Here is a 21891-nt window from a genome sequence, read left to right as displayed (position 1 = left end):
ACGGGCCCGGCACTTCGGTGCCGGGCCCGTTCCGTCTCGTCAGGGGTGGAGCCGGTGCCTACAGGTACGGTCCGCCGGAACGGCCGCCGGAGCGAGGGTCCTCGTCGCCCTCGACACCGCCGACCCCGGGCGGGAGAGCACGGCGCATCGACTCCAACTGGGCCCTGGCCGCCATCTGCTGCGCGAACAGCGTCGTCTGGATCCCGTGGAAGAGTCCCTCCAGCCAGCCCACCAACTGAGCCTGCGCGATCCGCAGTTCGGCGTCGCTGGGGGTCGCCTCGTCCGTGAAGGGCAGGGAGAGCCGCTCCAGTTCCTCGACGAGCTCCGGCGCCAGTCCGTCCTCCAGCTCCTTCACGGAGCTCGCGTGGATCTCCTTGAGCCGCACCCGGCTGGCCTCGTCCAGAGGTGCTGCACGCACCTCCTCCAGCAGCTGCTTGATCATGCTGCCGATGCGCATCACCTTGGCCGGCTGTTCCACCATCTCAGTCACCGGGACCTCGCGGGAGTCCTCGTCTCCGGTGCCGCCGAGAGCCATCCCGTCCTGGCCGACGACCAGGATCTGAGGGTTCTCCGGCGACCTGTCGTTCCTCGGCATCTCCATGCCGCCATTCTCTCGCACGCCTCCACCCCATCACGGTGGTGCCCCCCACGCGGGATGATCCACCCCGTACGCGGGCTCCGTCTTCCACCGCGCGCCGTGCGACGGTCACGGTCCGTCGACGTGACTCGGCGGACACCGGTCACGCTCCGTGGAGATTCCCGCGGGAAGGCGACCACGTTCCGCTCATGCACCGAGGTGGACCGTCACGCTCCGTCGAGATGCCGCGTGCACCGCGTCATGTGAGGCTGATCCCGTCCGACTTCCGCGACCCGACCCGTACCGGGAGGGGGTCACCGGTGTGACTCCATGGCTTCGAACGCTGCACACGACCGGACTGCTGCTGGTCATCCTGACCGCCGCCGGTCATCACCCCTCGTACGCCGCCGCGCCCGTCCCGCACGCGCCCGGCCCGGCACCGTACGCCGCACCCACCCCGGACGGCAGCGCCTCCGCGCCCCGGTCCGGGGACCCCGCGGGGCACGCCACCGCCTCCGCCTCCGCCTCCGCCTCCACGTCCCGGTCGGCAGACCCCGCCGCGTCCACCGGCACCCCCACGCCGCGCGCCACGAAGTCCGCCCCGAGCGCCGACTCCTCCCGCGCGGGGAGCCTGGCGGGCGAGGGACGCGTCCGCCCCGGGCGTCCGGACCCGGACCCCACGGACCCCACGGACCCCTCGGACCCCTCCGACGCCGAGGACACGGGGGACACCGACGAGGCCGGGAACACCGGGGACGAGGACACCGAGCCCACGTACGGCGACACCGACCCCGGCTCCGACACGGACCCGAGCGGCGATCCCGAGGCCGCCGTCCCGGACAGCTCGGCGGCGGGCATCGCCCCCGAGCCGTCACGAAGCGACCCGGCGTCCGAGCCGCAGAACGTCGCGCACCCCGAGCCCGAGTCCGAGCCGGTGCTCGAGATCCTGCCGCTGGGCAGCGGGCTCATCCTCATCGGCCTCGGGCTCGGCCTGGCCTTCCTGGCGCTGCGGGTCCGCGTCCGCTGAGACGGGCTCCCGCGGCACGGGGCCCCGCGCGGGGTCCGACCCGTATGGCGGAACCTCGCGAGGCGGGCCCGTGCGGGGCCCGGCCGAACGGGAGGTGACCCGAACGGCCGAGCCCTGCGGGACGAGCCTCGTGAGCGGCGCAAGTTCCGTGAGCGGCACGAGCACCGTGACGTGCCCCGCGCGGCCGAGTGGTCGCTAGGAGGTCACGAGCAGCACCTTTCCGATGTGCCCGCTGGCCTCCAGGACCCGGTGGCCCTCCGCCGCCTCGCTCATCGGCAGCTCACGGTCGACGATCGGACGTACATGACCGGAGTCGATGAGCGGCCACACGTGCTCCCGCACCGCCGCCACGATGGCCGCCTTCTCGCCGAGCGGACGGGCGCGCAGCGAGGTCGCGCTGATGGCGGCACGCTTGTTGAGGAGCGTGGCGATGTTCAGCTCGCCCTTGATGCCGCCCTGCATGCCGATGATCGCGAGCCGTCCGTTGGCGGCGAGGGCCCGCACGTTCCGGTCGAGGTACTTGGCACCCATGTTGTCGAGGATGACGTCGGCACCCGCGCCGTCCGTGGCCTGCCTGATCTCCTCGACGAAGTCCTGTTCGCGGTAGTTGATCAGGATGTCCGCGCCGAGTTCGGCGCAGAAGTCGAGCTTCTCCTTGCTGCCCGCCGTCACCGCGACCCTCGCGCCGACCGCCTTCGCCAGCTGGATCGCCATGGTGCCGATGCCGCTGGATCCGCCGTGCACCAGCAGGGTCTCGCCGGGGCGCAGATGGGCCACCATGAAGACGTTCGACCAGACGGTGCAGGTCACCTCCGGCAGCGCGGCGGCCTGCCGGACGTCCAGGTCCGCGGGCACGGGCAGCAGCTGCCCGGCCGGCACGGCGACCTTCTGGGCGTATCCACCGCCCCCGAGCAGCGCGCACACCTCGTCGCCGACCGCCCAGCCCGAGACGCCGGGACCGAGGGCGACGACACGGCCCGAGCATTCGAGTCCCGGGTACGGGGACGCCCCGGGAGGCGGGTCGTACAGGCCCTGCCGCTGCAGCAGATCGGCGCGGTTGACCGCGCTGGCCGCCACCTCCACCAGCACTTCTCCATCGGCGGGTACGGGGTCCGGGACCTCGTCCCACACCAGCGCCTCGGGCCCACCAGGTTCAGGAATCGTGATCGCGTACATGAGGGGGACGCTACTCCTCGAGAACGCGGCGACGCGGCTCGGCCGCGGCGCGCGGCGTCACCGGCCGCGGCGCGCGGCGTCACCGCCCCCGACCGGCCGTCCGGGCCGGGTACCGGCGGCTCAGGTCCGCGGCAGCGGCCGGATGTCGGGGGTGACCTGGGTGCCGGGGGTGGCCCGCGCGATGGTGATGAGACGGTCCGTCAACTGGAGTGATCCGACGGCCGGATCGTCGTAGCCGAGCACCCGGTGTCCCCGTACGACACTCACCACCAGGTCGTCCGTCTCGCGAACGCCCTTGCCCACCTCGGCCTTTATGACCGGTCGTTCGACGATGTCGAGGCCGGTGCCCTGCTGGATGAGGTCCTCCATGACCATGCCCGCGGCGGGGCTGAGCACCGAGAGCCCGAGCAGTCGGCCCGCGGCGCTGGCGCTGGTGATGACGGCATCGGCGCCGGACTGCTGGAGCAGCGGCGCGTTCTCCTCCTCCCGCACCGCTGCGACGATCTTCGCCGAGCGGTTGAGCTGCCGGGCGGTCAGCGTGACGAGTACGGCGGTGTCGTCCCGCTGGGTGGCGATGATGATCTGCCGCGCCTTGTGGACCTCGGCCCGCATCAGCACATCGCTGCGCGTCGCGTCGCCGATCACTCCGGCGTAGCCGTCGGCCGTCGCCGCCTCGATCACCTTGGAGCTCGGGTCGACGACCACGACCTGCTCCTTCTTCAGCCCGGTCGCACAGACGGTCTCGATGGCCGACCGTCCCTTGGTCCCGAAACCGACAACGACGGTGTGATCCCTCAAGGCCGCCCTCCAGCGGTTCAGCCGCCACTCCTCACGGGTCCGTTCCGTGAGGACTTCCAGCGTGGTGCCGACCAGGATGATCAGGAACAACACACGCAGCGGCGTGATGACGAAGATGTTGGTGAGCCGGGCGGCGTCGCTGACCGGGGTGATGTCGCCGTATCCCGTGGTGGAGAGGGTGACGGTCGCGTAGTACAGGGCGTCCAGGAAATCGACGGAGCCGTCCGAGTTGTCGTTGTAGCCGTCCCTGTCCGCCCAGACGATCACCGCCGTGGCGACCAGCAGCGTCAGAGCCATCGCCAGACGTTTGACGACCTGGCGGATCGGGCGTTCCACGACTTTCCGCGGGAGCTTCACCCGATGGGTCACGAGATGTTCGCCCGCTTGGCGGGCGATCGCATCATGGCCCGGAAGTTTCACGTGAAACACACCCCGTTCGGTCTCATCGGAACCGCCCCCCGTCTCGGGCTCTTCAGGTCTGTACGCCGCTCGCGTTCACCGGGACCGGATCCCGCTCGGAATCATGTGACGCACACGTCGATACCCGCGGTTGCCCAGGGCAAGTCCAGGAGTTCGAGCTCCTGCCCCGCCCGCGCCCCGCCCGGCGGGATCACGGCGAGGGCGTCGGACGCCGCGATGCCCCGCAGCATCGCCGGGCCGTTGTAGTGCAGGGGCACGGCCCGGTCGGCACGCAGCGCCACGGGGACGATCCGGGTGTCGTACGGGTGGCCGTGCACGGCTTCCTGGAGGGGCAGCGTGTACGGCTCGGGGGCCACGCGTCCGGCGAGGGTGCGCAGCAGGGGTTCGGCGAGCGTGAGCAGCCCGGAAACGGCGGCCAGGGGGTTGCCGGGCAGGCCGACGAGATGCTGGTCCTCCTTGGTGCGCGCCAGCAGCATCGGATGCCCGGGGCGCACCTTGACGCCGTCCACGAGCAGTTCGGCGCCGATGCGGTGCAAGGTGGGGTGCACGTGGTCGACGGGACCCGCGGCGGTGCCACCGGTGGTGACCACCAGGTCGGCCGAGGAACCGGTGATCGCCTTGTGCAGTGCCTTGGCGTCGTCGCCGAGTCGGCGCACCGCGACGACCTCGGCACCGAGCGCCCGCAGCCACGGCGGCAGCATCGGGCCGAGCGCGTCCCTGATGCGCCCCTCCTGGGGCAGCCCCGAGGAGAGCAACTCGTCTCCGAGGACCAGGACTTCGACGCGCGGGCGGGGAACGGCGGCGAGCGTGTCGTATCCGGCGGCCGCCGCGAGGCCCAGCACGGCGGGGGTGATCACCACACCGGCCGGGAGCAACTGGTCGCCCGTACGGCACTCCTGGCCACGTGGACGGATGTCCTGCCCGTGCACGACCTCCCGGGTCGCGAACAGCCGGCCCTTGTCGTCGATCCGTCCATGCTCGCTGCGCATGACGGCCGTGGCGTCCTGCGGGATACGGGCCCCGGTGGCGATCCGCACCGCTTCGCCGTCCGTGAGCGCCTCCGGCTCCGCCTGTCCGGCGAGCACCCCTTCCTCTCGGACCTCCCAGGGCCCGGGTCCCGCGACCGCCCATCCGTCCATCGCGGAGGTGTCGAAGGAGGGGAGGTCCGTGAGGGCGGTGAGGGGGGCGGCGAGGACTAGGCCGAGCGAGGCGTCGAGGGGCACGGAGACGGGGGTCCGGCGCGGCAGCGAACGGGCGGCGCGTTCGGCGACGCCGCGGGCCTCGGGCCAGGGCGTGGCCTTGTGGTGCGCGTCGGGCCGACGGGCGTTCGACTCGCCCTCGGGCGCGGGGGCCGGCACGGAACCGGTCCCGGCTGCCGTCCTGGCCTCCGGCTTCACCAGGGCGAGGGCCTCCTCGACGTCGAGGTCGTCCGCCTCCTGGCTGTCCGGGGTGCGGGCGGCCGTCATCCGGCGTCCGGCTTGGCGTCGGGGGTGTCCTCGTCCGCCCACCGCAGTGCCAGCGCAGCGGCCTTGCGGGCGGCATCGGCCACCGCCTCCGGGCCGCCACCGGCCTGTGCGGCGGCGTATCCCACGAGGAAGGTGGTCAGGGGGGCGGCGGGCCTGGCCACGCCGTGCGCGGCGTCCCGGGCCAGGTCGAGCAGGGCGCCGGTGTCGACGTCCAGGTCGATGCCCAGCTCGTCCTTGACTGCGGAGATCCATTCATCCAACACGTGTCCATGCTCCCTGATGCGTGCCCGCGCGGCGGCGATGTCGTCCCAGGTGTCGCAGTCGAAGGACGCGACCGGGTCGGAGATGCGGGTGAGGTCGAGCGCGGCGACGAGCCGCCGCAGCGGCAGCCCGGTGAGACCACCGTGAGCGGCGGCGAGCGCGGCCAGTTCGCGGCGCAGGGCCGACGCCCGATAGGCGGCGACGAGCGGCTGATCACGCCCGTCGTCATCGACGAGCAGCACGCCGTCGGGCACGGCGGCCTGCGCCGGGGCGGCGTCGGGGCCTCCTGAGGGCGCCGCGGCACCATCAGGGCGAAGTGTGTCCAGCAGGCGTCCCACCGTCCCCTCGTCGAGGAACGGCAGATCGGCGGAGAGCACCAGGACGTGTTCGGAGGAGGTGTGGCTCAGTCCCGCGTCCAGCGCCGCGAGCGGTCCCCCGCCGGGCGGGCCCTCGCGGGCCCACACCACAGGACGCGCGGTGGTTCTGGGCTCGGCCACGACCACCGTCGTGGCGGCGCCGGCACAGGCCGCCAGCACCCGGTCGAGCAGTGCCCGGCCGCCCACCCGCACTCCGGGCTTGTCCGCGCCACCGAGCCGCCGCGCTGCGCCGCCTGCGAGCACGACGGCGTCGTACGCGGCTTCGGGGCCGGGCGTGCCCGGCGTTCCGGGGGCCACCCGGCGGCCGGAGGTGCCCGGTGGCTCGTAGGCGGTCATCCCCCGAGTATGGGCGCCCGAAGGATCATTGCCACCCCCGCGCACAGCATGTGGACGGGGATGGCAGACCCGAGGGGCGCTAGAGGGTCCGCAGCAGCACCGCCGGCTGCTCCACGCAGTCCGCCACATAGCGCAGGAAGCCACCCGCCGTGCCGCCGTCGCAGACCCGGTGGTCGAAGGTGAGCGAGAGCTGGACGACCTGCCGCACCGCGAGTTCGCCCTGGTGCACCCACGGCTTCGGGACGATCCGGCCGACCCCCAGCATGGCCGCCTCCGGGTGGTTGATGATCGGCGTGGAGCCGTCGACGCCGAACACCCCGTAGTTGTTCAGGGTGAAGGTGCCACCTGTGAGGTCCGCCGGTGTCAGGGACCCGGTCCGGGCGGCCTCCGTCAGCCGGGCGAACTCCGCGCTCAGCCCCTCCGCGTCCCGCGTGTGCGCGTCCCGGACGACGGGGACGACGAGCCCCCGCTCGGTCTGCGCGGCGAAGCCCAGGTGCACCTGCTCGAACCGGACGACCTCCCGGGCGTCCATGTCGACGGTCGAGTTGAGCTCGGGGAAGCGTGCCAGAGCGGCCGTGCAGATCCTGGCCAGCAGGGCGAGCAGGGAGATCTTCGGGCCACCGGCCGCGTTCATCGCGGCGCGCGCCTGCATGAGTTCCGTCGCGTCGGCGTCCACCCAGCAGGTCGCGTCCGGTATCTCGCGACGGCTGCGGGAGAGCTTGTCGGCGACGGCACCGCGGACACCCCGGAGGGGCACGCGCAGGCCGTGCGCGGAGGACGGTGCCCCCGCGGGCGCCGGCGCGACGGGCAGGGCCGCCCCGCGGGCCGAGGGCGGGGTGTGCAGGATCCCCTCGGAAGCGGCGGCGGGAGACGCCGACGCCGGCAGGGATGTCCGAGCCCGCCCGCTGCCCGCGCGCAGCACGTCCTCGACGTCCGCCCGCAGGATCAGGCCGTCGGGGCCGGAGCCCGCCAGCTCCCGCAGATCCAGCCCGTTCTCCCGGGCGAGCCTGCGGACGAGCGGGGAGATGACGGGGACGGGGCCGTCGGCATGCGGGTGCGCGGCCGGCGCAGGCTCACGGCCTGCCGGAACGGGCGTCCCGTTCCGGTTCCCGCCCGCGGACGGGCCGGTGGTCCGGCGAACCGGAGCCGCGCCCGTGGGCGGCCGCACCCTCCTGCGCCGCGCCGGAGGCGCGCCCGTGCCGTACCCCACCAGGACGTTGCCCGATCCCTCGTCGGCCGCGGTGTCGCCGCCGTCCTCCGCGGAGGGAGCCGGCGCGCCCACGGCGACCGTCAGCAGCGGTGCCCCGACGGGCAGCTCGGTGCCCTCCTCGCCGAAGCGGGCGGTGACCACACCCCCGTAGGGACAGGGGACCTCGACCATCGCCTTGGCGGTCTCGACCTCGACGACCGGCTGGTCGATCGCGACTACGTCGCCGACCTCCACCAGCCAGCGGACGATCTCCGCCTCGGTGAGCCCCTCCCCGAGGTCGGGGAGTTTGAACTCCAGCACCTGGGCCATCAGCTCTCCGCCTCCCATTGCAGGCGCCCTACGGCGTCCAGGATCCGGTCGACGCCGGGCAGGTGGTGCCGCTCCAGCATCGGCGGCGGATACGGGATGTCGAACCCGGCGACGCGCAGCACCGGTGCCTCCAGGTGGTGGAAGCAGCGCTCGGTGACCCGCGCCGCTATCTCGCCGCCGGGGCCACCGAAGCCGCCCGACTCGTGCACGACCACCGCGCGGCCGGTGCGCCGCACCGACGCGGCGACCGTCTCGTCGTCGAACGGCACGAGTGAGCGCAGGTCGACCACTTCTAGGTCCCAGCCCTCGGCGCGTGCGGCCTCGGCGGCTTCGAGGCAGACGGGGACGGACGGCCCGTACGTGATGAGCGTGGCGCTGCGGCCCGGGCGACGCACCACCGCGCGGCCGATCGGCTCCACGACCGAGGGCTCGTCCGGGTTCCAGGAGTCCTTCGACCAGTACAGCCGCTTCGGCTCCAGGAAGACGACCGGGTCGTCGGAGGCGATGGAGGCGCGCAGCAGGCCGTACGCGTCGGCGACCGTCGCGGGCGTGACGACATGGAGCCCCGGAGTCGCCATGTAGTACGCCTCGGAGGAGTCGCTGTGGTGCTCGACGCCGCCGATGCCGCCGCCGTACGGGACGCGGATGGTGATCGGCAGCGGCATGGCGCCCCGCGTGCGGTTGCGCATCCGCGCCACGTGCGAGATCAACTGCTCGAAGGCCGGGTAGGCGAACGCGTCGAACTGCATCTCGACGACCGGCCTGAGGCCGTACATGGCCATGCCGACGGCGGTGCCGAGGATGCCGGCCTCGGCGAGCGGCGTGTCCGTGCACCGGTCCTCGCCGAACTCCTTGGCGAGCCCGTCGGTGACCCGGAAGACGCCGCCGAGGGTGCCGACGTCCTCGCCCATGACGTGGACCGCCGGGTCCTCGGCCATGGCGTCACGCAGCGCGCGGCCGAGGGCCTGGGCCATGGTGGCCGGTTTCAGGGCAACGGTGGTCATCGGCCGACTCCTTCGGGCCCGTGGTGGTGCGGCCCGTCCGCCTCGGCGTCGAGTTCCGCCCTCAACTGTGCTTCCTGTTCGAGGAGCTGAGGGGTGGGCTGGGCGTAGACGTGGGCGAACAGGTCCATGGGGTCGAGCACCGGGTCCTGGTTCATGCGCTCGCGCAGGTCCGCGGCCATCGTCTCGGCGTCCTCACGGACCTCCCGTACGCCCTCGTCGTCGAGCAGGCCGCGGTCGTTCAACTCGCGCTCCAGGAGGACGATCGGGTCGTGCGCGCGCCAGGTCTCGACCTCGGCGTCGCCCCGGTAGCGGGTGGCGTCGTCCGCGTTCGTGTGGGCGTCGATGCGGTACGTCACGGCCTCGACGAGCGTCGGACCGCCGCCCGCGCGTGCGTGGGCGATGGCCTCGCCGAGCACCTGGTGCACGGCCACCGCGTCGTTGCCGTCGACCAGGCGGCCCGGCATCCCGTAGCCGACGGCCTTGTGGGCCAGCGACGGGGCGGCGGTCTGCTTGGCGAGCGGTACGGAGATCGCGAAGCCGTTGTTCTGCACGAGGAAGACGACCGGGGCCTGCCACACGGCGGCGAAGTTCAGCGCCTCGTGGAAGTCGCCCTCGCTGGTGCCGCCGTCGCCGACCAGGGCGAGCGCGACCACGTCGTCGCCCTTGAGGCGCGCGGCGTGCGCGAGGCCCACGGCGTGCGGAAGCTGGGTGGCGAGGGGGGTGGACAGCGGCGCGATGCGGTGCTCACGCGGGTCGTACCCGGTGTGCCAGTCACCGCGCAGAAGGGTGAGGGCCTCGACCGGGTCCAGGCCGCGGGCCACGGCCGCGAGGGTGTCGCGGTAGCTGGGGAAGAGCCAGTCCTGCTCCTCCAGGACGAGCGCGGCGGCGACCTCGCAGGCTTCCTGGCCGGTGCTGGAGGGGTACACGGCGAGACGGCCCTGTTTGGTCAGGGCGGTGGCCTGCGTGTTGTAGCGGCGACCGCGCACCAGCTCCGCGTACAGCCTGCGCAGCAGGTCCGGGTCGGCCTGCGCGGCTGCCTCGGTGCCGAGGACGCGGTACGGCAGCGCGTCGGGCAGCAGCGGCGCGGGGTCGGTGCGGGGCTGCCAGGCGGGCGGCGGCGTTGGCCGGTAAGCGCCTCGCTGCTCCATGACCGTCATGACGGCACCTCCTCGTGGGAGCGGCTTCGGACGCCTCACGGGTGTGACGCGCCTCACCTACCGATTGTTCGGTCGTCGGCACATTTTGGCTACAGGCGCCGCCAGGCTGTGGACAAACGGTTCTGCACAGCCTGAGATGGACGCAGTACGTCCATGGTAGGGAGGCGGGGGGACATGGCACCTGAACAAATGGCCGAGCCACCGGAGGCCGGCCCGCCCCCGCCGCCCACCCGACCGCTCGATGCCATCGATCAGGACATCCTGCAGATGCTCCAGGCGGACGGCCGCGCGTCGATACGCTCCGTGGCCGAACGGGTGCATGTGTCGCGGGCCAACGCCTACGCGCGGATCAACCGCCTCATCGAGGACGGCGTGATCCGGGGCTTCGGTGCCCGCGTCGACCACGAGCGCGCGGGTCAGGGCACATCGGCCTACATCACCCTCAAGATCGTGCAGAACTCCTGGCGCACCGTGCGCGAGCAGCTGCGGCTGCTGCCGGGGGCCTCCCACATCGCACTGGTGGGCGGCGACTTCGATGTCCTGCTGCTGGTGCACACGCCGGACAACAGGGCGCTGCGCGAGCTGGTGCTCACCCGTCTCCAGGCCATCCCGGAGGTGCTCAGCACCCGCACCCTGCTGGTGTTCGAGGAGGAGGACCTGGAGCCGGAGGGCTGAGCCCCGTGGCCCCAGGGGCCCTCAGAGCTCCTTGCGCAGTCCTCCGAAGACCAACTGCACGACCGCTTCGGCCACTTCGCGCTCGCCCATGCCCCGGCCGTCCGGCCGGTACCACTCCACGAGCGAGTTGATCATCCCGAAGACCAGCCGGGTCGCCAGCCTGACCTCCACGTCCGGGCGCACGTCGCCCTCGGCGGCGGCCGCCTTCAGCAGTTCGGCCACCTGGTGGTCGAAGTCGCGGCGCCGCTCCAGGGCCCACCGCTCGGTGTCCGTGTTGCCGCGCACCCGCAGCAGCAGCGTCACGTACGGCAGCTCGGCCGTGAGCACCTCGACCATGCGCCGCACGACGTACTCCAGGCGCTCCACGGCACGCCCCTCGCGCGCGTGCTCCTCGTCGAGGATCCCGAAGAGGCCGTCGAGGGCGCGGCTGACGGCGCGGCGCAGCAGCTCCTCCTTGCCCGCGACGTGGTGGTAGATCGAGGACTTGGAGATGCCGGCCGCCTTGGAGAGGTGCTCCATGGAGGTGCCGTCGTAGCCACGCTCGTTGAAGACCTGCACGGCGACGGAGAGCAGCGTCTCCGGCGTGTAGGTGTCGCGCTTGACGGTGGTCATGAGGTGCCCTCCCGCTTCTCGGTGGCGTACGCGTGGCGGTAGAGCGCGAGGGACGGCGCGTAGCGCCCTGAGGGGTCCCGCTGGTGCAGGTCGTCCAGCAGGGAGCACGCCCAGCTCCTGCCGAGCCTGCGGGACCATTCGAAGGGGCCGAGCGGGTAGTTCACGCCGAGGCGCATCGCCGTGTCGATGTCCTCCTCGGTGGCCACGCCCTTGGCGACGGCGTCGTGCGCCAGGTCGACGATCCGGGCCACCGTACGGGCGACGATCATGCCGGGCACGTCCCCGATGACGCTGACGTCCTTGCCGAGCGCCTGGAAGAGGCCGACGGCCTCGGAGAGCGTCTGGGGAGCGGTGTCCTGGGAGGCGGAGAGGGCGATACGGGTCGCCTTCCGGTAGTCGAGCGCGAGGTCGAAGTAGACGACGTCGCGGAACTCGACCGAGGTCTGGCCGTCGGCGAGGGCCAGCTGGCCACCGCCGGGCAGTACGAGGCGGGTTCCGTGGTCCTCCTCGTCCTCGCGGACCTGTATGCCGGCCTCGCGTATCAGGTCCAGGAGCTCCGCGGCGGGGCCGAGGTCGCCCTCGGCCACGACGTACGCGGGCGGCTGCGCCTTCTCCGCGGTGTGCGGCTCGGCCGGCTCCGCGCCGTCCCCGTAGTCGTACCAGCCGTGGCCGGACTTGCGGCCGAGCCGGCCCGACTCGACGAGACGTCGCTGCGCGAGCGAGGGCGTGAAGCGCACGTCCTGGAAGAAGGACTGCCACACGGAGTGCGTGACGGATTCGTTGACGTCCTGGCCGATCAGGTCGGTCAGCTCGAACGCGCCCATCCGGAACCCACCCGACTCGCGCAGGACCGCGTCGATCGTGGCCGGGTCGGCGGCCTGCGCCTCGTAGACGGCGAAGGCCTCGGCGTAGAAGGGCCGCGCGATGCGGTTGACGATGAAGCCGGGGGTGTCCGCGCAGGCGACAGGGGTCTTCCCCCAGGCGCGGGCCGTCTCGTACGCACGCGTCGCCGAGGTGACGTCGGTGGCGAAGCCGGAGACCACCTCGACCAGCGGCAGCAGGGGAGCCGGGTTGAAGAAGTGCAGCCCGACCAGGCGGCCGGGGCTGCGCAGGGCGCCGCCGATGGCCGTCACGGAGAGGGAGGAGGTGTTCGTGGCGAGCAGGCAGTCCTCGCCGACGACGTCCTCCAGCTCCCGGAACAGCTGCTGCTTCGCGTCGAGCTGCTCCAGGACGGCCTCGACGACGAGCGAGCAGTCCGCCAGCTCGGCGAGGTCGCGGGCAGGGCGCAGCCGGGCGCGCGCGGCGTCCCGCTCGGCACCGGTCAGCCGGTCCTTCTCGACGAGCCGGTCGAGCCGGGCGCCGATCGCTTCGGCGGCTGCCTCGGCCCGCCCGGGAAGCGTGTCGTGGAGCCGCACCGGATGGCCCGCTACCAGCGCGACCTGGGCGATGCCCTGGCCCATGGTGCCGGTGCCGACGACGGCCACGGGGCTGCTGAGGTCGATAGCTGTCATGTGCGCGATCCTCCCGCACGGAGATTTCCACAGATGCGGCGGACCCCCTTGTCCCGACCGATCGTTCGGTTACTCTAACTCTGTCCGTCCATTCCTGCCCAGCTCGTGGGCTCAAAGAAGAGCCCTTGAGACGAGGAGTTGGTCCTTGATGGCCGCCGAACTCACCGCGCACCAGCTGATCGCCCAGCACCGGCCCACCCTCGACCAGACGCTGGAAGCGATCCGCACGCGCGCGTACTGGTCCCCCCACCCCGAGCACCCGAAGGCGTACGGAGAGCACGGCAGCCTGGGCATGGCCGAGGGCAAGGAAGCCTTCGACGCCCTGCTCGGCACCCGCCTCGACCTCGGCCAGCCCGGCACGGACGACTGGGTGGGCGACGAGACCTCGCCGTACGGGATCGCCCTGGGCGTCACCTACCCGCACGCGGACATCGACGTCCTGCTGCCCGCCATGCGGGCCGGACAGCGGGCCTGGCGCGACGCCGGCGCGGAGATCCGCGCCGTGGTCTGCCTGGAGATCCTCAAGCGGATCAGCGACCGGACGCACGAGTTCGCGCACGCGGTCATGCACACCAGCGGCCAGGCCTTCATGATGGCGTTCCAGGCGGGCGGCCCGCACGCCCAGGACCGTGGCCTGGAGGCCGTGGCGTACGCCTATGTGGAGCAGGTCCGTACCCCCGACACCGCGGAATGGACCAAGCCCCAGGGCAAGCGCGACCCGCTCGCGCTCACCAAGCAGTTCACGGCGGTGCCGCGGGGCATCGCGCTGATGATCGGCTGCAACACCTTCCCGACGTGGAACGGCTACCCGGGCCTGTTCGCCTCCCTCGCCACGGGCAACGCGGTACTGGTCAAGCCCCACCCGCGCGCGGTGCTGCCGCTCGCGCTCACGGTCCAGGTCGCGCGCGAGGTGCTCGCCGAGGCGGGCTTCGACCCGAACCTGGTGGCGCTGGCCGCCGAGCGCCCCGGCGAGGGCATCGCCAAGACCCTGGCCGTGCGGCCCGAGATCCGCATCATCGACTACACCGGCTCGACGGCCTTCGGCGACTGGCTGGAGAGCAACGCCCGCCAGGCGCAGGTCTACACGGAGAAGGCCGGCGTCAACACGGTCCTCGTGGAGTCGACCGACGACTACAAGGGGATGCTGTCCAACCTGGCCTTCTCCCTGTCCCTGTACAGCGGCCAGATGTGCACGACCCCGCAGAACCTGCTGATCCCCCGCGACGGCATCCGCACGGACGAGGGCCCCAAGTCCTACGACGAGGTGGTCTCTGACCTGGCGAAGTCGGTCGGCGGCCTGCTCGGCGACGACGCCCGGGCGAACGCACTGCTGGGCGCCATCGTGAACCCGGACGTGAAGGCGCGCCTCGAGGCCGCCGCCGGTCTCGGCGAAGTCGCCCTGCCCTCCAGGGAGATCAGCAACCCCGAATTCCCGAACGCGGTCGTACGCACCCCCGTCATCGTGAAGCTCGACGGAGCCAAGCCGGACGACGAAGCCGCCTACATGAACGAGTGCTTCGGACCCGTCTCCTTCGCCGTGGCGATGGACTCGGCCACGGACGCCGTGGAGCTGCTGCGGCGGACGATCAGGGACAAGGGCGCGATGACCGTCGGCGCGTACACCACCGACGAGGAGGTCGAGCAGGCCGTGCAGGAGGCCTGCCTGGAGGAGTGCGCCCAGCTCTCCCTGAATCTGACCGGCGGGGTCTACGTCAACCAGACGGCGGCCTTCTCCGACTTCCACGGCTCCGGCGGCAACCCCGCGGCGAACGCGGCCCTGTGCGACGGCGCGTTCGTGGCCAACCGCTTCCGGGTGGTCGAGGTGCGCCGGGAGGCGTAGCAGCGGCTCAGGCGGGTGCGCCCCCGGTCGCGCTCCAGTGGAACAGCGTCATGGCCACACTGGTCGCGAGGTTGTAGCTGGAGACCTGGGGGCGCATCGGCAGGGCCAGCAAGTGGTCGGCACGGGAGCGCAGTTCGGGCGACAGCCCGGTGCGCTCCGAGCCGAAGGCGAGCACGGCGTCGTCGGGAAGCTTCAGCCCGCGAATGTCCTCGCCCTCGGGATCGAGGGCGAACACCGGCCCCGGTGGCAGTTCGTCGACCGGCAGCCGCTCCACGGCGGTCGCGAAGTGCAGTCCCGCCCCGCCGCGCACGACCGTGGGATGCCAGGGGTCGAGCGTGCCCGTCGTGACCACTCCGGTCGCGCCGAAGCCTGCGGCCAGCCGGATCACCGCGCCGGCGTTGCCCAGGTTGCGGGGGTTGTCGAGGACCACCACGGGCGTGCTGCGCGGCGTGCGGGCCAGGATCTCCAGGTTGGCGGCACGGGAGGGACGTACGGCCAGCGCGGCGACCGAGGTGGGATGCGGGCGGGGCACGAGCGCCTTCAGCGTCGTCTCCGGGACCTCGGTCAGGAGCGCTTCGAGAGCGTCACGCACGTCGGGAGCGAGTTCGTCGGCCAGGTCCAGGGCCGCCCGCCGGTCGGTGGTGACGGCCACCGGGACGTCGGCCCGGAAGCGCACCGCGTGCTTGAGGGCGTGGAATCCGTCGAGCAGCACGGAGCCGTCGGCGAGCCGGTGCCAGGTGCGTACGGCATCCGGACGACCCTGGTCGCCCGGCCCGTCCGCTGCGGACGGGCCGGAGCCGGATTCCGGCCGGGCCAAGGCCCCCGGCCCGTCGACGGCGTCCGCCCCGGCTGTGGATTCCGGCGCGTCGGCGTCCCTCTCGTTCATGCCGTGAAGCCTACGTGCGTGTGCTCGTTCCGCTCGCCGGAGCGGGGCTCGGGCTGCCGGGGCCCCGGCAGCCCGGGACGATGGCCCGGAACCAGCGCGGCACGCCCGCGAGCCGCCCATCCGCCGAGGCGCCGCAGGAAGGAAGTCGGCAGGAACACGGCGTCCGCCGCGATCATCGCGAGCGAGAAGAACGGCAGTCCGAGGACCACGGCGATCACGGCGTGCTCGGTCATCATCGCCGCCAGCAGGACGTTCTTGACGCGCCGGTTGAACAGCGTGAAGGGGAAGGCGACCTGCACGATGACCGTCCCGTACGTCACGAGCATCACCATCGTGCCGTGGGAGGCCATCAGGTGCGACAGGGCGGGCCAGGGCGAGAAGTAGTCCAGGTTCAGCGGGTAGTAGACCGCCGTGCCGTCCTGCCAGCGCGAGCCCTGGATCTTGTACCAGCCGGCGGTCGCGTAGATGAGGCACGCCTCGGCCATGACGACGACCAGGGCCGCGTTGTGCACGAGGTTGGCCACGACGTCCAGCAGGATGCGCGGCTCGGCGGTACGCGCCCGGCTCCCGACGACCCACCACAGGGCCTGCACCGCCAGCAGTCCCCAGAAGATCACCAGCCAGCCCGTGCTCAGCCGGCCCGTGAGCGAGGCCGCGGCCAGCGCCAGGCACATCACTCCCCACAGGGCGATCCCGACCCGGTCGAGAGCGGGAGGCTGCCCCGGCGCGCGTGTCTCCCGCGCGCGCCGTGCCTGCCGCGCGTCCAGCGACCACACCTGGCCGCAGCGCGTGAACACCAGGTAGATCGCCATCAGGTGGATGACGTTGTCCCCGCCGTCCCCCATGAAGACGCTGCGGTTCTGGAGGGACAGCACCCCGATCATGAAGAGCACGGACGTCGTGCGGGTCCGCCAGCCCACCAGCAGCAGGGCGCTGGAGAGGACGGCGAGGGCGTAGACGGCCTCGAACCATCCCTGGCCGTCCGACCACAGCAGTGCCGAGAACGCGCCGTTGCCCGAGACGGACTGCTGGGCGAGGTCCCAGCTCCACGGCGATTCGGGCCCGTACAGCTCCTGGCGGTGCGGGTATTCGCGCAGCAGGAACAGCAGCCAGGTGGCGGAGAAGCCGATACGGATCATGGCGCTCTGGTACGGGCCGAGCGCGGACTCGGTGACCCGGCTGATGCCGCGGGAGACCGCCGGGGCGAACCGGTTCATCGGGCGCTCACCTCCGTCAGCCCGCCCTCGCGGTCGCTGTCGGGGACGATCCACCAGGGCAGCTCGCGGACGACGGGCTTGTCGGACACCTTCTCCTCGCTCCAGTCGGGGGCCGGCACGTTGGTGGAGCTGGAGCGGACCTGGATGCGTTCGACGACGGCACCGGCGCCGCCCGCGTGCTCGCGGGCGAGGCGCATGACGGCGATCCGGCGCAGATAGCGCTCGGAGAGGTCGCCTCGCAGGCCCACCGGACGGTTCTTGCTGTCGTGCGTGCCGGCGTAGTAGTCCCACGCCCGGCGCAATTCGTTCTGCTGGGTGTGGCTCGGCAGCAGATTGCCCTCGATGGCCTCGCCGTCGAGGGCGGACAGGTCGTACCAGCCGGTCTCGCGGCTGATGCCGTCCGGGGTGCGGACCAGGGCACGGACCTGCACCGAGACGTTCTGCTGCAACGGGTTGGGAGCGAAGAGCTTCCAGTTCTGCTCGAACTCGGGGTAGATCCAGTCGTCGATCGCGCGGCCGTGCTGCTTGGTCATCGTGTTCGACGGCGCGACGTGCAGGAAGACCATGCCGAGGTGCACAAAGGTGACCACGGCGACCACGGCGAGCGCGAAGGCGGCGGCGACCTGGGAGCGGAGGGGGAGGGCGGCTATGCCCGCGGTCGCGCCGCGGATCTGACCGGGGCCGGGGCCGCCCGGAGCCGGGACGGGGTCACCTGGGTCGTATGAGGCACTGGGGTCGCGTGGGGCACTGAGGTCGCCCGGATCTCTGGGGTCGATGAGATCACCGGTACCGAGATCGCCCCGCACGGCGGAGTCGGCCTCCGCGTCACCCCGGACGGCGGTATCAGGCTCCGCGTCGTCGTCCACGGCTCTGCCGGACGCCGGAGCGTCGCTCACGGCCCCGTCGCTCACGACCCCCTCGGGCCCGGCCCCGACATCTGCGGCCCCGTCCCCGGCGGGCTCGCCGGGCGGGCCGTCCGCCCCCGGCCGGGTCTTCGGTCCCTCGTCGTACGCGTCCAATTCCGCCCCGATTCACGATCCCGAACCCGAATGCCGATGGGCCGCAGGCACCGTGCGCTCACGCCGCTCCCGACCTGTACCACCGCTGCGCACAACACCTCCCGCACCGCGAGGTCCGCACCGGAACCGTACTCGGACCGGCCGGTCCGGCACAGCCTCCTGAACCACAGCGGTCACAGTGCGGCCCACGAGGTTATCCACAGCGGTTGACACCTTACGGCGCTCGACCGACCATTGATTCGAAGCGAACCGAACGATCGGTCGGTCGGGAGAGAGGTCGAGGGGGACCGCATGGCGACAGCAGCACCGCACCACACGGCCCGCGCGCAGGCGGACGGACAGGACGAAGCCGCGCACGCAGCGGCGTACGAAGCCGTCTTCGACGCCGCGGTGGCGGCGGACGAGCGCATCGAGCCGCGTGACTGGATGCCCGACGCCTACCGCTCCACCTTGGTCCGGCAGATCGCGCAGCACGCGCACTCCGAGATCATCGGCATGCAGCCCGAGGCCAACTGGATCACACGCGCGCCCTCGCTGCGCCGCAAGGCGATCCTGATGGCCAAGGTCCAGGACGAGGCCGGGCACGGCCTGTACCTGTACAGCGCGGCCGAAACGCTCGGCACCGGCCGCGACGAGCTCCTCGACAAGCTGCACACCGGCCGCCAGAAGTACTCGTCGATCTTCAACTACCCGACGCTGACCTGGGCCGACGTCGGCGCCATCGGCTGGCTGGTGGACGGCGCCGCGATCACCAACCAGGTCCCCCTGTGCCGCTGCTCGTACGGACCGTACGCGCGCGCGATGGTCCGCATCTGCAAGGAGGAGTCCTTCCACCAGCGCCAGGGGTACGAGCTGCTGCTGGCCCTCAGCCGCGGCACCCCCGAGCAGCACGAGATGGCACAGGACGCGGTGAACCGCTGGTGGTGGCCCTCCCTGATGATGTTCGGCCCGCCCGACGACGAGTCCTCGCACTCCGCGCAGTCGATGGCCTGGAAGATCAAGCGCCATTCGAACGACGAGCTGCGTCAGCGCTTCGTGGACATCTGCGTGCCCCAGGCGGAGTCGCTGGGCCTGACCCTCCCCGACCCGGACCTCGTGTGGAACGAGGAGCGGGGACACCACGACTTCGGCGCGATCGACTGGACGGAGTTCCGGGAGGTCCTCAAGGGCAACGGCCCGTGCAACGAACAGCGCATCACCCAGCGCCGACGCGCACACGACGAGGGCGCCTGGGTTCGGGAGGCCGCCGCGGCGTACGCGGAGAAGCAGGCCACCCGGGCGGAGCCGCCCGCCGGACACACCGACCAGCAGAGCAACGGCACGGGCAGTCCCCAGGGCGACGAGCCCGCGGGCACGGCCGACGAGCACGCGGAGGCACGAGCATGACGACCAACGACTGGCCCCTGTGGGAGGTCTTCGTGCGCTCCCGCCGCGGCCTCTCCCACACGCACGCCGGCAGCCTGCACGCGCCGGACGCGGAGCTGGCCCTGCGCAACGCACGCGACCTGTACACCCGCCGCGGCGAGGGCGTCTCGATCTGGGTCGTCCCCTCCGCCGCCATCACGGCCTCCTCGCCCGACGAGAAGGACCCGTTCTTCGAGCCCGCCGCGGACAAGCCGTACCGGCACCCGACGTTCTACGAGATCCCGGAAGGGGTGAAGCACCTGTGACCGCCTCCACGTCCGAGACGGCGACCGCCGCGGCCCTCGCCCTCGGCGACGACGCCCTGGTGCTCTCACACCGGCTGGGGGAGTGGGCCGGCCACGCGCCCGTCCTCGAAGAGGAAGTCGCCCTCGCCAACATCGCCCTCGACCTGCTGGGCCAGGCACGGATTCTGCTGTCCATGGCCGGTGACGAGGACGAGCTGGCGTACCTGCGCGAGGAGCGCGCCTTCCGCAATCTCCAGCTCGTCGAGCAGCCGAACGGCGACTTCGCGCACACGATCGCCCGCCAGCTGTACTTCTCCACCTACCAGCGGCTCCTGTACACCCAGCTGGCCGAGGGCACCGGCCCCTTCGCGCCGCTCGCCGCGAAGGCCGTGAAGGAAGTCGAGTACCACCAGGACCACGCCGAGCAGTGGACCCTGCGGCTCGGCGACGGCACGGACCTCAGCCATGAGCGCATGCGGCGTGCGACCGAGGCGCTGTGGCGGTTCACCGGCGAGATGTTCCAGCCGGTCGAGGGTGTGGACGTCGACCGGGAAGGGATGCGGGCCGCCTGGCTGGAGTCCGTGGGCGACGTCCTGCGCCGCGCAACCCTCGCGCTCCCCGAGGGGCCGGCGTCCGGAGCGTGGAGGGCAGGTGCCGGACGACAGGGTCTGCACACCGAGTCCTTCGGGCGGATGCTCGCCGAGATGCAGCATCTGCACCGCAGTCACCCGGGGGCGACATGGTGACGACCACCGCTCTCGAAGAGGAGCTCCGCAGGCTGGCCGGGTCCGTGCCCGACCCCGAACTGCCCGTGCTCACCCTGGAGGAGCTCGGCGTGCTGCGCGCCGTACGGGTGCATGACGCGGACTCGGTCGAGGTGGACCTGACCCCGACGTACACCGGCTGCCCGGCCATCGAGGCGATGTCCGTGGACATCGAGCGGGTGCTTCACGAGCACGGCATACGAGAGGTCGCCGTCCGCACGGTGCTCAGCCCCGCGTGGTCGACCGACGACATCTCCGACGAAGGCCGCCGCAAACTGCGGGAGTTCGGGATAGCACCACCGCGCGGCGGCCGTCCCACGGGCCCGGTGACGGTCGAGTTGGGTCCCACCCGGACGACCCCGTCCGCCCCGCGCCCGCAGCAGACCGAGCCCGTCCACTGCCCGCACTGCGGGTCGGCGGACACCGAGCTGCTCAGCCGCTTCTCCTCCACCGCGTGCAAGGCGCTCAGGCGCTGCCTGTCCTGCCGCGAGCCGTTCGACCACTTCAAGGAGCTGTGATGGCCCGCTTCCACGCGCTCCCGGTGGCCGCGGTCGACCGGCTCACCGACGATTCGGTGGCCCTGACCCTCGCCGTGCCGCCCGCCCTGCGCGAGGAGTACCGGCACGCACCCGGCCAGCACCTCGCCCTGCGCTGCACGATCGACGGCGAGGAGATTCGCCGGACGTACTCGATCTGCTCACCGGCCCCCGCACCCGGCGACGAGGGCCCGCACACCCTGCGGGTCGGGGTGCGGCTGGTCGACGGCGGAGCCTTCTCGACGCACGCGCACAAGGAGATCGCCGTCGGTGACGACGTCGAGGTGATGACTCCGGCGGGCCGTTTCACCCTGGAGCCGGCCACCGGGCTGTACGCGGCGGTGGTGGGCGGCAGCGGGATCACTCCGGTGCTGTCGATCGTCTCCACGCTGCTGGCCAGGGAGCCGGAGGCGAGGTTCTGCCTCGTCCGCAGCGACCGGACCACCGCCTCGACGATGTTCCTGGAGGAGGTCGCCGACCTCAAGGACCGTTATCCGCAGCGCTTCCAGCTGGTGACGGTGCTCTCCCGGGAGGAGCAGCAGGCCGGACTGCCGACCGGACGGCTCGACCAGGAGCGGCTCACCGGACTGCTCCCGGCCCTGCTGCCGGTGGACCGGGTGGCGGGCTGGTTCCTGTGCGGGCCGATGGGGCTCGTGCAGGGGGCGGAGCGTGCGCTGCGCGAGCTCGGGGTGTCGCGGACCAGGATCCACGAGGAGATCTTCCACGTGGACGCCGGCGCCGCCGCGGTCCCCTCCACGCGCCCCGCGCCGGCCCACAGCACGGTGACCGCACGACTCGACGGACGCGGCGGAAGCTGGCCCGTCCAGGACGGCGAGTCGCTGCTGGACGCGGTGCTGCGCAACAGGCCGGACGCGCCGTACGCCTGCAAGGGCGGCGTGTGCGGCACCTGCCGGGCCTTCCTGGTCTCGGGCGAGATCCGCATGGACCGCAACTTCGCGCTGGAACCGGAGGAGACCGAGGCCGGGTATGTACTGGCCTGTCAGTCCCATCCGGCTACGGAGAAGGTGGAGTTGGACTTCGACCGGTAGGCCTGCCGGCACCGA

At 72.3% G+C, this 21891-nt stretch carries 21 protein-coding genes; 8 read left to right on the top strand and 13 right to left on the bottom strand.

Annotated features, from left to right (window positions below):
* Positions 1-58: 58 nt before the first annotated feature.
* Positions 59-601, bottom strand: a complete 543-nt coding sequence (locus BKI49_RS19190) for a bacterial proteasome activator family protein (RefSeq protein WP_095935496.1) — start codon at positions 599-601, stop codon at positions 59-61.
* A 298-nt stretch (positions 602-899) separates the two neighbouring features.
* Between BKI49_RS19190 and BKI49_RS19185 the strand changes: the two genes are divergently transcribed.
* Positions 900-1604, top strand: a complete 705-nt coding sequence (locus tag BKI49_RS19185) for a hypothetical protein (RefSeq protein ID WP_095935495.1) — start codon at positions 900-902, stop codon at positions 1602-1604.
* Between the two features lie 195 nt (positions 1605-1799).
* On the opposite strand, the gene BKI49_RS19180 is transcribed toward BKI49_RS19185, so the two are convergent.
* The 7 genes from BKI49_RS19180 to pdhA all read right to left on the bottom strand — a co-directional run bounded on the left by BKI49_RS19180 (position 1800) and on the right by pdhA (position 10118).
* Positions 1800-2780 carry an NAD(P)H-quinone oxidoreductase gene (locus BKI49_RS19180; RefSeq protein ID WP_095935494.1) on the bottom strand — a complete coding sequence of 327 codons (981 nt, stop codon included), beginning with the start codon at positions 2778-2780 and terminating at the stop codon, positions 1800-1802.
* A 120-nt stretch (positions 2781-2900) separates the two neighbouring features.
* A complete protein-coding gene (locus tag BKI49_RS19175; protein WP_095935493.1) occupies positions 2901-4007 on the bottom strand; it encodes a potassium channel family protein in 1107 nt (368 codons plus the stop codon).
* A gap of 92 nt (positions 4008-4099) precedes the next feature.
* On the bottom strand, positions 4100-5464 hold the full coding sequence (locus BKI49_RS19170) for a molybdopterin molybdotransferase MoeA (RefSeq protein ID WP_095935492.1): 1365 nt from the start codon (positions 5462-5464) through the stop codon (positions 4100-4102).
* Entirely contained in the window at positions 5461-6438 is a 978-nt protein-coding gene (locus BKI49_RS19165) for a DUF6457 domain-containing protein (protein WP_095935491.1), read from the bottom strand. Before BKI49_RS19165 ends, BKI49_RS19170 begins: the two co-directional genes overlap by 4 nt.
* Positions 6439-6517: 79 nt before the next feature.
* Positions 6518-7957 carry a dihydrolipoamide acetyltransferase family protein gene (locus tag BKI49_RS19160; protein WP_095935490.1) on the bottom strand — a complete coding sequence of 480 codons (1440 nt, stop codon included), beginning with the start codon at positions 7955-7957 and terminating at the stop codon, positions 6518-6520.
* Positions 7957-8961: an alpha-ketoacid dehydrogenase subunit beta gene (locus BKI49_RS19155; protein ID WP_028799339.1), complete on the bottom strand. Its 1005-nt coding sequence runs from the start codon at positions 8959-8961 to the stop codon at positions 7957-7959. The genes BKI49_RS19160 and BKI49_RS19155 overlap by 1 nt, the downstream gene beginning before the upstream one ends.
* Entirely contained in the window at positions 8958-10118 is a 1161-nt protein-coding gene (gene pdhA, locus BKI49_RS19150; protein WP_095935489.1) for a pyruvate dehydrogenase (acetyl-transferring) E1 component subunit alpha, read from the bottom strand. Before pdhA ends, BKI49_RS19155 begins: the two co-directional genes overlap by 4 nt.
* 174 nt (positions 10119-10292) lie before the next feature.
* Here pdhA and BKI49_RS19145 point away from each other — a divergent pair, with 174 nt between their 5' ends.
* Complete coding sequence (locus BKI49_RS19145; protein WP_373557563.1) at positions 10293-10793, top strand: Lrp/AsnC family transcriptional regulator; 501 nt, start codon at positions 10293-10295, stop codon at positions 10791-10793.
* Positions 10794-10814: 21 nt separating this feature from the next.
* Here the strand turns inward: BKI49_RS19145 and BKI49_RS19140 are convergent, their stop codons facing one another.
* Both BKI49_RS19140 and BKI49_RS19135 read right to left on the bottom strand, forming a co-directional pair.
* The gene (locus tag BKI49_RS19140) at positions 10815-11405 is read right to left on the bottom strand and encodes a TetR/AcrR family transcriptional regulator (protein WP_095935487.1); all 591 of its coding nucleotides are present in this window, start codon (positions 11403-11405) and stop codon (positions 10815-10817) included.
* Positions 11402-12916 carry a 3-hydroxyacyl-CoA dehydrogenase gene (locus BKI49_RS19135; protein WP_095935486.1) on the bottom strand — a complete coding sequence of 505 codons (1515 nt, stop codon included), beginning with the start codon at positions 12914-12916 and terminating at the stop codon, positions 11402-11404. Before BKI49_RS19135 ends, BKI49_RS19140 begins: the two co-directional genes overlap by 4 nt.
* 148 nt (positions 12917-13064) lie before the next feature.
* Between BKI49_RS19135 and paaN the strand changes: the two genes are divergently transcribed.
* Positions 13065-14756 (top strand): phenylacetic acid degradation protein PaaN, encoded by a 1692-nt coding sequence (paaN, locus tag BKI49_RS19130; protein WP_095935485.1) that lies wholly within the window; start codon positions 13065-13067, stop codon positions 14754-14756.
* Positions 14757-14763: 7 nt separating this feature from the next.
* On the opposite strand, the gene BKI49_RS19125 is transcribed toward paaN, so the two are convergent.
* From BKI49_RS19125 to BKI49_RS19115, 3 genes are read right to left on the bottom strand one after another with little or no spacing between them, the layout of a single operon-like run.
* Entirely contained in the window at positions 14764-15642 is an 879-nt protein-coding gene (locus tag BKI49_RS19125; RefSeq protein WP_257004865.1) for a TrmH family RNA methyltransferase, read from the bottom strand.
* Positions 15639-16859: an HTTM domain-containing protein gene (locus tag BKI49_RS19120; RefSeq protein ID WP_095935484.1), complete on the bottom strand. Its 1221-nt coding sequence runs from the start codon at positions 16857-16859 to the stop codon at positions 15639-15641. Before BKI49_RS19120 ends, BKI49_RS19125 begins: the two co-directional genes overlap by 4 nt.
* A complete protein-coding gene (locus BKI49_RS19115) occupies positions 16856-17878 on the bottom strand; it encodes a DUF5819 family protein (protein WP_373557562.1) in 1023 nt (340 codons plus the stop codon). The genes BKI49_RS19120 and BKI49_RS19115 overlap by 4 nt, the downstream gene beginning before the upstream one ends.
* A 291-nt stretch (positions 17879-18169) precedes the next feature.
* Here BKI49_RS19115 and paaA point away from each other — a divergent pair, with 291 nt between their 5' ends.
* The 5 genes from paaA to BKI49_RS19090 are packed head-to-tail and all read left to right on the top strand — an operon-like array spanning position 18170 to position 21876.
* A complete protein-coding gene (gene paaA, locus BKI49_RS19110; RefSeq protein ID WP_095935483.1) occupies positions 18170-19264 on the top strand; it encodes a 1,2-phenylacetyl-CoA epoxidase subunit PaaA in 1095 nt (364 codons plus the stop codon).
* A complete protein-coding gene (gene paaB, locus BKI49_RS19105) occupies positions 19261-19548 on the top strand; it encodes a 1,2-phenylacetyl-CoA epoxidase subunit PaaB (RefSeq protein ID WP_095935482.1) in 288 nt (95 codons plus the stop codon). The genes paaA and paaB overlap by 4 nt, the downstream gene beginning before the upstream one ends.
* The gene (gene paaC / locus BKI49_RS19100; RefSeq protein WP_095935481.1) at positions 19545-20273 is read left to right on the top strand and encodes a 1,2-phenylacetyl-CoA epoxidase subunit PaaC; all 729 of its coding nucleotides are present in this window, start codon (positions 19545-19547) and stop codon (positions 20271-20273) included. The genes paaB and paaC overlap by 4 nt, the downstream gene beginning before the upstream one ends.
* Entirely contained in the window at positions 20267-20809 is a 543-nt protein-coding gene (gene paaD, locus BKI49_RS19095; RefSeq protein ID WP_095935480.1) for a 1,2-phenylacetyl-CoA epoxidase subunit PaaD, read from the top strand. The genes paaC and paaD overlap by 7 nt, the downstream gene beginning before the upstream one ends.
* Positions 20809-21876: a 2Fe-2S iron-sulfur cluster-binding protein gene (locus BKI49_RS19090; RefSeq protein WP_095935479.1), complete on the top strand. Its 1068-nt coding sequence runs from the start codon at positions 20809-20811 to the stop codon at positions 21874-21876. Before paaD ends, BKI49_RS19090 begins: the two co-directional genes overlap by 1 nt.
* Positions 21877-21891: the final 15 nt, after the last annotated feature.

The organism is Streptomyces sp. Tue6028 (assembly GCF_002300165.1).
Lineage (GTDB): Bacteria > Actinomycetota > Actinomycetes > Streptomycetales > Streptomycetaceae > Streptomyces > Streptomyces siamensis.
The sequence above is the reverse complement of the archived record's forward strand: the minus strand, read 5'-3'. Positions and strand labels throughout refer to the sequence as shown.

Bases quoted from the DNA above. Each gene is read 5' to 3' on its own strand.
- BKI49_RS19125 (WP_257004865.1), bottom strand. From the start codon at position 15,642: ATGAACGAGAGGGACGCCGACGCGCCGGAATCCACAGCCGGGGCGGAC.
- BKI49_RS19090 (WP_095935479.1), top strand. From the start codon at position 20,809: ATGGCCCGCTTCCACGCGCTCCCGGTGGCCGCGGTCGACCGGCTCACC.
- paaD (WP_095935480.1), top strand. From the start codon at position 20,267: ATGGTGACGACCACCGCTCTCGAAGAGGAGCTCCGCAGGCTGGCCGGG.
- paaB (WP_095935482.1), top strand. From the start codon at position 19,261: ATGACGACCAACGACTGGCCCCTGTGGGAGGTCTTCGTGCGCTCCCGC.
- BKI49_RS19120 (WP_095935484.1), bottom strand. From the start codon at position 16,859: ATGAACCGGTTCGCCCCGGCGGTCTCCCGCGGCATCAGCCGGGTCACC.
- paaN (WP_095935485.1), top strand. From the start codon at position 13,065: ATGGCCGCCGAACTCACCGCGCACCAGCTGATCGCCCAGCACCGGCCC.
- BKI49_RS19165 (WP_095935491.1), bottom strand. From the start codon at position 6,438: ATGACCGCCTACGAGCCACCGGGCACCTCCGGCCGCCGGGTGGCCCCC.
- BKI49_RS19190 (WP_095935496.1), bottom strand. From the start codon at position 601: ATGGAGATGCCGAGGAACGACAGGTCGCCGGAGAACCCTCAGATCCTG.
- BKI49_RS19145 (WP_373557563.1), top strand. From the start codon at position 10,293: ATGGCACCTGAACAAATGGCCGAGCCACCGGAGGCCGGCCCGCCCCCG.
- BKI49_RS19160 (WP_095935490.1), bottom strand. From the start codon at position 7,957: ATGGCCCAGGTGCTGGAGTTCAAACTCCCCGACCTCGGGGAGGGGCTC.
- BKI49_RS19155 (WP_028799339.1), bottom strand. From the start codon at position 8,961: ATGACCACCGTTGCCCTGAAACCGGCCACCATGGCCCAGGCCCTCGGC.
- pdhA (WP_095935489.1), bottom strand. From the start codon at position 10,118: ATGACGGTCATGGAGCAGCGAGGCGCTTACCGGCCAACGCCGCCGCCC.
- BKI49_RS19140 (WP_095935487.1), bottom strand. From the start codon at position 11,405: ATGACCACCGTCAAGCGCGACACCTACACGCCGGAGACGCTGCTCTCC.
- BKI49_RS19170 (WP_095935492.1), bottom strand. From the start codon at position 5,464: ATGACGGCCGCCCGCACCCCGGACAGCCAGGAGGCGGACGACCTCGAC.
- BKI49_RS19180 (WP_095935494.1), bottom strand. From the start codon at position 2,780: ATGTACGCGATCACGATTCCTGAACCTGGTGGGCCCGAGGCGCTGGTG.
- paaA (WP_095935483.1), top strand. From the start codon at position 18,170: ATGGCGACAGCAGCACCGCACCACACGGCCCGCGCGCAGGCGGACGGA.
- BKI49_RS19135 (WP_095935486.1), bottom strand. From the start codon at position 12,916: ATGACAGCTATCGACCTCAGCAGCCCCGTGGCCGTCGTCGGCACCGGC.